Origin of the sequence: Flavobacterium sp. LS1P28 (assembly GCF_003970335.1) — a bacterium.
GTDB lineage: Bacteria > Bacteroidota > Bacteroidia > Flavobacteriales > Flavobacteriaceae > Flavobacterium.
Window position 1 is genome coordinate 168,346 of the sequence record NZ_RYDI01000002.1, and the last position, 10,243, is coordinate 178,588.

The window sequence follows — 10,243 nt, forward strand, 5'->3', positions numbered from 1 at the left end:
TGTTTTTAATCTGTTTTTAATTGGCAATATTAAAATTATTTTTAGATAAAATTAATAAATCAACCAACCAAAATGAGCTTTAAAGTAAAATTAAAATTTTGGCAGATAATCAATATGAATGTTGGTTTTTTCGGCATACAATACAGTTTCGGCTTGCAACAAAGTGCCGTAAATCCTATTTATGATTTTTTACATGCAAGTCCGGATCAAATTCCTATTTTAAATCTTGCCGGACCCTTAACGGGCTTATTGATTCAACCCATTATTGGCGCGATGAGTGATAAAACGTGGCATCCAAGGTGGGGAAGGCGCAAACCGTACTTTTTTATCGGAGCCATAATTTGTAGTATCGCCTTATTTCTATTCCCATTTAGCAGTTCCTTATGGATGGCTGCAGGTTTGCTTTGGATTCTGGATGTTGGTAACAATACTGCTATGGAACCGTATCGGGCTTTTATTGCGGATACGCTGGATGAAGAACAACAACCAACAGGTTTCCAGGCGCAAAGTTTTTTTACTGGTTTCGGACAGTTTCTGGCTTATATTTCACTTTTTCTGTTTCCAATTATTTTTGTAGGATATACAGGATCGCTACCAACGTGGATTTATGCCTCCTTTTTTTTAGGAGCAATTCTTTCAGTAACTTCCATTTGGTGGAGTATGGGTAAAACTACAGAAATCCCGCCAACAGCAGAAGAATTAGCTATCTTAAAAGCAGAACCTCTAAATATTTTTTCGCCTTTTATCGATATTTATAAAGCAGTTTTAGAAATGCCAACGGTCATGTGGCAACTGTTTCTGGTGTATTTGTTTCAATGGTATGCCATGATGTGCTATTGGCAAAATAATTCGAAAAGTATTGCTTTGTCCGTGTGGAATGTAACTCCGATGAATACAATGGGCTATGAAAAAGCGGTAGAATGGAACGGATTAATTGGTGCTTTTGGATTTATAGTTACTTTTTCAATTGCCTTTTATTTGGCAATATTAGCTAAAAAATACGGTGCAAAAATGATTCATTTTGTCTGTCTTTTATTTGGAGCCGTTTCTTTTTTATGGTTTCCAATGGTGCAAAATCAATACATATTTTTTGCAGTAATTATTGGTTACGGAATTGCTTGGGCCAGTATGATGGGAATACCATATTTGATGGTCGTTGCTGTTATTCCAAAAGAGCGCTATGGAGTGTACATGGGTATTATTAATATGATGATTGTTATTCCAATGATTATCCAAAATCTCTCTTTTGGTTATATTTTAAAGAATTTCTTAGACAATGATGCTCGCCAAGCCATTACTTTTGCTGGTGTTCTGATGCTAATCGGTGCTTTTTGTACTCTTTTGATTAAAAGTAAAAATGTTTCAAGACAATAATATGAACAGTGATTTGAATTATACAAAAGCAATGGAGTTGCTTGAGAAAGTGTCTTCTTCTGAAGGATTTCTAGCCAGTGCTCAAAATATTTCCAACTATAAAAGGGTCTGGGCCCGAGATGGAGTGATTTGTGGATTGGCGGCTTTGGCCTCGGGAGATAAAAAATTGATCGAAACATTCCGTAACACATTAGAAACATTAGCTAGTAATCAACATCAAAATGGCACTATTCCGTCTAACGTGATGACAATTGGCGAGCAAGTTGAGGTTAGTTATGGCGGATTGGCAGGAAGAGTCGACGCCGTGACTTGGTTTGTAATTGGGATCTGCCAATATGCGTATTATACAAAGGACATTACTTTTGTAGCAAAATACGATACTGAAATTGAAAAGTGTTTTGCGCTCCTGGAATCCTGGGAATTTAACAATAAAGGCCTTTTGTATGTGCCATTATCAGGAAATTGGGCGGATGAATATATTACGGACGGCTATGTTTTGTACGATCAATTACTCCGAATTTGGGCCTTAAAAAGTTACAATCATTTTGCACATGACGAGGATATTACCGTAAAGATTGAAACAATAACAGCGCAACTAGAAATTAATTTCACTCCAAATTCAGTTGGTGAAAAATACCACGAACGTGCATATAATGAATTGAACTTCCAAAAATACATGCCGTGTTCTTTTTCACCGGCTGGTTACAAAACACAGTTTGATGCTTTTGCAAATTCGTTGGCTTTGTACTTAAACATTGGTTCAGAAGATTTTCAAAATTCAATTTTAGAATATTCAATTGCACTCAAAAACGAAATGAAATTGCAGTTGCTACCTGCTTTTTGGCCACCAATACAAGAAACTGATTTAGACTGGAATTTGCTTAAAAACAATTGCAAATACGAGTTCAGAAATTACCCTAATGAGTTTCATAACGGTGGAAGTTGGTCCATGGTCAATGGCTTTTATGGTCTGGCTTTGCTTTCGAAAGGAAATAATAAGGAAGCAGAGGCGCTTTTAACGGCTATAAATGAAGCCAACGCTATTGAAAATTTTAGTTTCTACGAAAATTTTAATAGCGAAACCAAAGAGCCAAACGGCGTTCCTTTTTGCGCTTGGAGTGGCGCAGCAACGGTGCTGTTGCACCAAAGTGTACATACAAATTTTAAATTTTTAGTTTAAGTGAAAAAGTCAATAGACATATTATGTGCAGGCGAAGTTTTGATTGATTTTATTGGTCATGAAATGAATACGTCTATAAATAGAACCAAAGATTACCATCGTTTTCTGGGCGGTTCGCCAACAAATTTGGCCGTAAATGCTGCGCGTTTGGGTCTGAAATCAGTATTAGTGGCCACCTGTGGAGAAGATGGTTTAGGCGAATATATTGTTCGAAAGTTAAAAGCAAATCATGTCATTACGTCACAAATTAGAATATCAGAAAGTCATCCGACGTCTGTAATATTTGTTTCAAAATCGACAAGTACGCCGGATTTTATTCCGTACAGAGAAGCAGATTGTCAGATTGAGCAAAGTCAAATACCGAATGATTTACTGGAAAGTGCTAAAATTTTCCATACGACTTGTTTTGCTTTAAGCAAAAATCCAGCTCGGACCACTATTGTGGAAAGTGCCAAACGAGCGAAAGCATTAGGATTACAAACGAGTATTGATATTAATTTTTCGGAGAGAATTTGGCCTGATCGGGAAGAGGCAAGTGAGGTTTTAAAGGATTATTTGTCAACAAATCCTTTGGTAAAATTAAGCGAAGATGACTGTTACCGTCTTTTTGCGGAAGAAAAAACCGAAAATTTTATTTTTGATTATTTTCATAGCTTGGGCGCTTCAACGATTTGTTTGACAAAAGGGAAAGATGGCGTAGTATTGTCTAATGTTGACTATGGAAGGTTTCATCAAAAAGCATTGCCGGTAGAAGATATTAAAGACACCACAGGAGCAGGAGACGCTTTCTGGACGGGTTTTTTATATGCACAATTGTTGAATAAAAACTTTGAAGAAACAATAACTATTGCACAGAAACTGGCAGTATTGAAACTTCAGAATGTAGGCAGATTGCCAGAAGGAATAGATATTCAGGAATATTTAAATTCCGATTTGTAATGTCTTTGAATAAAAATTAATTGTTATAATAGATAAAACATGAAAAAAAGCACTATAAAATTAGCCATGTATCTCAACTACTTTGTATTTGCAATTCTGCTGAACAGCGTGGGAATTGTGATATTAAAGGCGCAAAAAAATTATGGTGTAGATGAATTTCAAGCCAGTGTTTTGGAAGCATACAAGGATTTGCCCATTGCTATAGTTTCGTTTTTAATCGCTTCGTTTTTACCCAGAATTGGATATAAGAAAGCTATGCTTATTGGTTTGGCTTTGGTTTCAGCAGCTTGCGTCAGTATGTATTATGGAAATTCTTTTGGAACGGCCAAATTGCTTTTTGCTACCGTGGGCGTTTCTTTTGCATTGATAAAAGTATCGGTGTATTCACTTATTGGAACCATAACAACCAATCAACACGAACACAATAGTTTGATGAGTAGCATTGAAGGCGTGTTTATGATAGGAATTGCATTAGCGTATTTCTTGTTTCCGGCTTTTAATTCAGATGCGAATCCAGATGCTTGGTTGAACGTGTATTGGTTATTGGCCGGTATTTCGTTATTGTCTTTTGGTTTTTTATTTTTTATCAAATTCGAAAATAAAATTGAAATTCCGGGCGTTGATCTAGCTGATGACTTCAAACAAATGTTCAAATTATTTGCGAAACTGTTAACCATCGTTTTTGTAATCAGCGCATTCCTATTTGTAATGATTGAGCAGGGAATTATGTCTTGGTTGCCTACTTTCAATAATAAGGTGTTGCATCTTCCGGAGAATATCAGTATCATGATGGCGAGTATTTTGGCTATTTCATTGGCTGTAGGCCGACTTGTTGCTGGGGTAATTACTAAAAGAGTCAATTGGATTTGGGTACTCAGTTTTTGTATTATAGCAGCTATGCTCATTGTGATTTTTGTACTTCCTAAAACAGTTGGATTGAATGTCAAAGAAATCAATTCATTAAGCGATATTCCTTTGATAGGATTTGCATTTCCGTTAGTAGGACTTTTTATTGCACCGATTTATCCGCTTTTAAATTCAGTAGTTTTAAGTGCCTTGCCAAAAAAATTACACAGTTCTATGACTGGTTTAATTGTGGTTTTCTCAGCACTTGGTGGTACTTTGGGCTCTAGAGTTATTGGTTACTTATTTAAAAATGAAGGCCCTGAAAACGCCTTTTATTACACTTTAATTCCAATGTCATTACTGCTTGTTTCTTTCTTTATTTTAAAAAAACTTACCGCTAAACAATGAAATTCATACTCAATATAGACAAAGTATTCCAAGAACTATTGCTTCAAGAGGATACAGATCAGGATAAAAAAATCACGAAAGACGACAATGGGCCTAAAAAATTTGTTTTGGTAGACGAAAACACCAAACAGGAAGTGGCTATTATAGGTACGTATCATTTGTCCAATTTATTACAGGAATTAGCGCAGCTTAAGGAAGCGAATTCAGTATTGGGTGAAGTCGATTTGAGTCGCATTCAAGAGAATCCAGTTCACCGAATTTCAAGAAAAATCAAGGATGATTATTGGGAGGAACTGACTCGTACCATTGATAAAAAAGGGTTGAAACAAATTATTGAAGATGAAAAAACGTCCAGTGATGTGGCAACACTTTATGTTGCTGCCAAAGACAAAACGGGAGTTGCTTATTTTCAAGAATTAGAAAAAGAATTGCCAAATTTTAAAGTTGAAATTCTGCCTGAGAATTATTCGGTGGAATATGTGGAAACTTTAAATGAAAAACCAGGAATTCTGGCTTTGGCTTTGGAACAAAAAATATACAGTCTGCAAGGTGTGCCTTTTGTTGTTCCTGGTGGAAGATTCAACGAAATGTATGGTTGGGACAGCTATTTTATTGGCGTTGGCTTGTTAATAGATGGTCAATTAGACAAAGCAATCGCAATTGCTGAAAATTTTAAATACCAAATTATACAATATGGTAAAATTCTGAATGCGAATAGAAGTTATTATTTGACCAGAACACAACCGCCTTTGTATTCTTCTTTGCTAATCGAAATTGCAAAAAAGAAAACGCCAAGTGTAGACTGGTTAAGAAGCCATTTGGAAACGGTCATTTTGGAATACAATACCGTTTGGATGGTGCAAGGAAATCGCTTGACCCCAACAGGTTTAAACAGGTATAAAGCCGATGGAATTGGAATGCCATTTGAAGTAGAACCGGGGCATTTTGATGATGTTTTAGAGCCGTATGCTAAAAAATACAATTTACCTATTCGAGAATTTGAAAAACAATATTTACAGCGAACGCTTGTTGATGACGAACTGGACATTTATTTTGTTCATGATCGAAGCATGAGAGAAAGCGGGCATGATACAACAAACCGCCTGATAAATACGTGTACTAATTTGAATTCAGTAGATGTCAATAGTTTTCTTTACAAATATGAAAAAGATGTCGCTTACTTGATAAAAGAATATTTTAGTAATGCTTTTCAAAGTGGCGAGATCCTTTACACTTCAGAAGAATGGGAGCAAAAAGCACTTTCCCGTAAAGATAAAATGAATGAATTGTGCTGGAACGAGGACGCAGGTATGTATTTTGATTATGATTTTGTGAGCCATAAGCAGTTCCCGTTTGAAGCGGCGACAACATTTTTTCCTTTGTGGGCTGGGTTATGTGATGAAAATCAGGCCAAAAAATTAGTGGAAATTGCTTTGCCGCAATTTGTGAAAACAGGTGGAATTACAGGAAGCACTAAGGCTAGTATTGCTAATGCTTCAAAAGAGGTACCGCAACGACAATGGGATTATCCTTTTGGTTGGGCACCGCACCAAATGTTGCTGTGGGAAGGATTGATTAACTATAATTATCTAGATAAAGCACAAGAAATGGTGTACCGATGGTTGTGGTTGATTACTAGAAATGCAGTGGATTATAATGGAACAATCCCGGAAAAATTTGATTTGGAAATCAGTTCCCATAAAGTTTTTGCCGAATATGGTAATGTAGGGACTGAATTTGATTACATCGCAAAGGAAGGTTTTGGCTGGGTGAATGCGTCCTATCAATATGGATTACAAATTTTGAATGAAGAATTAAAAGCTAAATTAGGAGCGTTGGTTTCTCCTGATGCTATATTTTAGAGCTTAAAAAAAAGTTTTTGTTGTTTGAATGCATATTTTTTTTAACTTTATGATTCACTAAATGAATCAATTATGACAGTTAATCAAATTTTAAGTACTAAAGGGAAAGAAGTGTATTCCATACTTTCCACTAACACTGTTTACGAAGCATTGTCAGTGATGAGTGAAAAAAACATCGGAGCAATTCTTATTATTGAAGATACGATTTTGAAAGGTGTGCTGTCTGAAAGAGATTATGCTCGGAAAATTGTTCTGAAAGCAAAATCTTCAAAAAAAGCCTTTGTTTATGAAATCATGGAGACGGATGTGGTTACAGTAAGTCCATCGGATAATTTGGAGTACTGCATGGAGTTGATGAGTGCCAAAAGAGTGCGTCACCTGCCCGTTTTGGAAAATGAAATTGTAATTGGAATTATCTCAATAAGTGATGTGGTAAAGGCTATAATCGAGATCCAAAAAGAGACTATTCAACATTTAAACTCCTACATTACCCAATAAAAAAGATTCAAAAAAATAATAATTATTTAAAGCTGCATTACGTGTAGCTTTTTTTTTGGAATCAAATCAGACCTTTTTATGCAAAAGAATGGGAGAAAAGTCCTCTCTTTTTAAATCTAGACCCCTATCTTTACGCGCTAGAATAAAATCTAAAAACAATGGAAAAGAATAGCAAAAGAAGAGAAGCATTATTATACCACGCAAAGCCGACTCCTGGTAAAATTCAAGTAGTTCCCACCAAGAAATATGCAACACAAAGAGATTTATCTTTGGCCTATTCTCCTGGTGTAGCTGAGCCGTGTTTAGAAATTGCTAAAGACGTAAACAATGTTTATAAATATACTGCAAAAGGAAATTTAGTTGCAGTGATTACTAATGGAACTGCAGTTTTAGGATTGGGAGACATTGGTCCGGAAGCGTCAAAACCAGTAATGGAAGGAAAAGGGTTGTTGTTTAAAATTTTCGCCAATATCGACGTATTTGATATTGAAATTGGGACAAAAGATATAGAAGAATTCATCCAGACGGTAAAGAACATAGCGCCAACTTTTGGGGGCATTAATCTGGAAGATATCAAAGCACCGGAATCTTTCGAAATAGAAAGACGGCTTGTAGAAGAGCTTAATATACCCGTGATGCACGATGATCAGCATGGTACAGCCATCATTTCTTCGGCAGCATTGCTAAATGCCCTTGAGCTGGCCGGCAAAAATGTAGAAGATGTAAAATTGGTAGTTTCAGGAGCAGGTTCAGCCGCTCTTGCTTGTGCAAATTTATATATTTTACTGGGTGTAAAACTAGAAAATATCCTAATGTATAACAGCAAAGGATTGTTGACCAAAGACAATCCGAAATTGTCTGATTTACAATTAAAATATGCCAAAGACATTTTACCTATCAGTCTTGAAGAAGCTTTAGTTGGTGCTGATGTCTTTTTAGGGTTATCATCAGGAGATATTATGACCCCTAAAATGTTACAGGGAATGGCTGTAAATCCTATCGTTTTCGCTATGGCAAATCCAGATCCGGAGATTGATTATAATTTAGCCATTGCAACTCGAAAAGATGTGATTATGGCTACTGGAAGGTCTGATTATCCTAATCAAGTGAATAATGTTCTTGGATTTCCTTATATTTTTAGGGGTGCCTTAGACGTGCGTGCGACCAAAATAAATGAAGCCATGAAAATGGCTGCAGTCAAAGCGCTGGCAGCTTTAGCGAAAGAGTCCGTTCCTGAACAAGTGAATATCGCTTACGGGGCTAAAAAGTTAACATTTGGACGGGATTATATTATACCTTCTCCTTTTGACCCAAGATTGATTATAGTTGTTGCTCCGGCGGTAGCTAAAGCAGCAATGGATTCTGGGGTTGCATTGAATCCTATAACGGATTGGGTCAAGTATGAAGAGGAACTTTTAGAGCGTTTAGGGAATGATAATAAAATGGTTCGATTGATTGCCAATAGAGCTAAAATGGATCCTAAAAAAATCGTTTTTGCCGAAGCAGATCACTTAGATGTTTTGAAAGCAGCCCAGATAGTATTGGAAGAAGGAATAGGTTTTCCAGTTTTATTGGGGAATAAAGAAATTATTTTAGAATTGAAAGCAGAAATTGGCTTTGATGCCGATGTTGAAATTATTGATCCGAAAATCACTGAAGAAGAAGGTCGAAGAAATAAGTTTGCCACGACATACTGGACCTCCAGACAAAGACGAGGAATCTCATTATTAGATGCTCAGAAGCTGATGCGCGAAAGAAATTATTTTGCGGCTATGATGGTCAATGAAGGCGAAGCTGATGCATTGGTAACAGGATATTCCAGAAGCTATCCTACGGTGGTAAAACCTATTTTACAGCTTATCGAGAAAGCACCTGGTGCTTCGCTGGTGGCTACTACTAATATGATGATGACGGCTCGTGGGCCAATGTTTTTATCTGATACGGCTATAAATATTAATCCATCAGCAGATGATTTGGCAAAAATTGCAGTTATGACAGCTAAAACCGCCAGAATGTTTGGAGTAGAGCCAGTCATTGCCATGATTTCCTATTCTAATTTTGGATCTTCCTCAAATGAAAGTGCCACTAAAGTAAGACAAGCGGTTGCTTATTTGCATGAAAATCATCCGGAAATGATTATTGATGGAGAACTTCAGGCTGATTTTGCCCTTAATCCAGAAATGCTGAAAGAGAAATTTCCGTTTTCTAAATTGGCAGGCAAAAAAGTAAACACCCTTATTTTTCCCAATTTGGAATCGGCTAATATCACCTATAAACTGTTGAAAGAACTAAATAAAGTAGATTCTATTGGGCCAATCATGTTAGGGATGGGAAAACCTGTTCACATATTTCAATTGGGAGCCAGTGTTGAGGAAATGGTAAACATGGCAGCTATTGCTGTGATTGATGCTCAGGAAAAACAAAAGAAAAAATAAATTAAATTCAGAAAAGCGTCAAGAAGCTAACAAAGTTAAATTAATGAATTTACTAAAATAGTATGCTAATTTTGTTATATTTGTTAACATATTGTTAATTCATGATAGCACACTTACAAGGGAAACTAGTTGAGAAATCACCCACTCACATAATTATTGATTGTGGTGGCGTAGGTTACCACGTAAATATTTCCTTACATACCTATTCGTTACTTCCTAGTACAGATTTTATAAAAGTGTATACGTATCTTCAGATAAAAGAAGATGCGCATACACTTTTTGGTTTTATGGAAAAGTCAGAAAGAGAAATATTCAAAATGTTATTGTCCGTTTCAGGAATAGGAGCGAGCATAGCAAGAACAATGCTTTCCTCGCTAGATCCTAAACAAATCATACAAGCAATTGCGACTGCGGATGTAATTACTGTTCAGTCTATAAAAGGAATTGGAAGTAAAACAGCACAAAGAGTCATACTGGATCTAAAAGAGAAAGTATTAAAATTATACGACTTAGATGAAGTTTCTATGTCACAGAACAATACAAATCGAGATGAAGCGTTATCAGCTTTGGAAGTTTTAGGTTTTGTACGAAAAACTTCGGAAAAAATTATAGAAAAAATTGTTAAAGAAGATCCGGACGCCACAGTGGAAGCAATCATCAAAAAAGCATTGAAAAATCTATAAAAAGGGATTCAAGAAACA

Annotated in this window: 8 protein-coding genes; all 8 read left to right on the forward strand. The window is 36.1% G+C overall.

Translation table 11 applies throughout. The annotated features are described in order from the left end of the window. Nucleotides 1-72: 72 nt before the first annotated feature. Nucleotides 73-1,374, forward strand: a complete 1,302-nt coding sequence (locus EKL97_RS02670; protein WP_126563410.1) for an MFS transporter — start codon at nt 73-75, stop codon at nt 1,372-1,374. Then, entirely contained in the window at nt 1,358-2,554 is a 1,197-nt protein-coding gene (locus EKL97_RS02675; RefSeq protein ID WP_231507383.1) for a glycoside hydrolase 100 family protein, read from the forward strand. Before EKL97_RS02670 ends, EKL97_RS02675 begins: the two co-directional genes overlap by 17 nt. Beyond that, nucleotides 2,555-3,493, forward strand: a complete 939-nt coding sequence (locus EKL97_RS02680; protein ID WP_126458466.1) for a carbohydrate kinase family protein — start codon at nt 2,555-2,557, stop codon at nt 3,491-3,493. It abuts the gene before it with no gap. Nucleotides 3,494-3,532: 39 nt separating this feature from the next. Then, entirely contained in the window at nt 3,533-4,747 is a 1,215-nt protein-coding gene (locus EKL97_RS02685; RefSeq protein ID WP_126458469.1) for an MFS transporter, read from the forward strand. Then, nucleotides 4,744-6,609, forward strand: a complete 1,866-nt coding sequence (locus EKL97_RS02690; protein ID WP_126554767.1) for a trehalase family glycosidase — start codon at nt 4,744-4,746, stop codon at nt 6,607-6,609. The genes EKL97_RS02685 and EKL97_RS02690 overlap by 4 nt, the downstream gene beginning before the upstream one ends. Nucleotides 6,610-6,681: 72 nt before the next feature. Beyond that, nucleotides 6,682-7,107: a CBS domain-containing protein gene (locus tag EKL97_RS02695; RefSeq protein WP_126458474.1), complete on the forward strand. Its 426-nt coding sequence runs from the start codon at nt 6,682-6,684 to the stop codon at nt 7,105-7,107. Between the two features lie 158 nt (nt 7,108-7,265). Then, the gene (locus tag EKL97_RS02700) at nt 7,266-9,542 is read left to right on the forward strand and encodes an NADP-dependent malic enzyme (RefSeq protein WP_126568017.1); all 2,277 of its coding nucleotides are present in this window, start codon (nt 7,266-7,268) and stop codon (nt 9,540-9,542) included. A gap of 101 nt (nt 9,543-9,643) precedes the next feature. Continuing rightward, nucleotides 9,644-10,225: a Holliday junction branch migration protein RuvA gene (ruvA, locus tag EKL97_RS02705; protein ID WP_126568019.1), complete on the forward strand. Its 582-nt coding sequence runs from the start codon at nt 9,644-9,646 to the stop codon at nt 10,223-10,225. Nucleotides 10,226-10,243 lie beyond the last annotated feature (18 nt).

Bases quoted from the DNA above. Each gene is read 5' to 3' on its own strand.
- EKL97_RS02670 (WP_126563410.1), top strand. From the start codon at position 73: ATGAGCTTTAAAGTAAAATTAAAATTTTGGCAGATAATCAATATGAAT.
- EKL97_RS02685 (WP_126458469.1), top strand. From the start codon at position 3,533: ATGAAAAAAAGCACTATAAAATTAGCCATGTATCTCAACTACTTTGTA.
- EKL97_RS02690 (WP_126554767.1), top strand. From the start codon at position 4,744: ATGAAATTCATACTCAATATAGACAAAGTATTCCAAGAACTATTGCTT.
- EKL97_RS02695 (WP_126458474.1), top strand. From the start codon at position 6,682: ATGACAGTTAATCAAATTTTAAGTACTAAAGGGAAAGAAGTGTATTCC.
- EKL97_RS02675 (WP_231507383.1), top strand. From the start codon at position 1,358: ATGTTTCAAGACAATAATATGAACAGTGATTTGAATTATACAAAAGCA.
- EKL97_RS02700 (WP_126568017.1), top strand. From the start codon at position 7,266: ATGGAAAAGAATAGCAAAAGAAGAGAAGCATTATTATACCACGCAAAG.
- ruvA (WP_126568019.1), top strand. From the start codon at position 9,644: ATGATAGCACACTTACAAGGGAAACTAGTTGAGAAATCACCCACTCAC.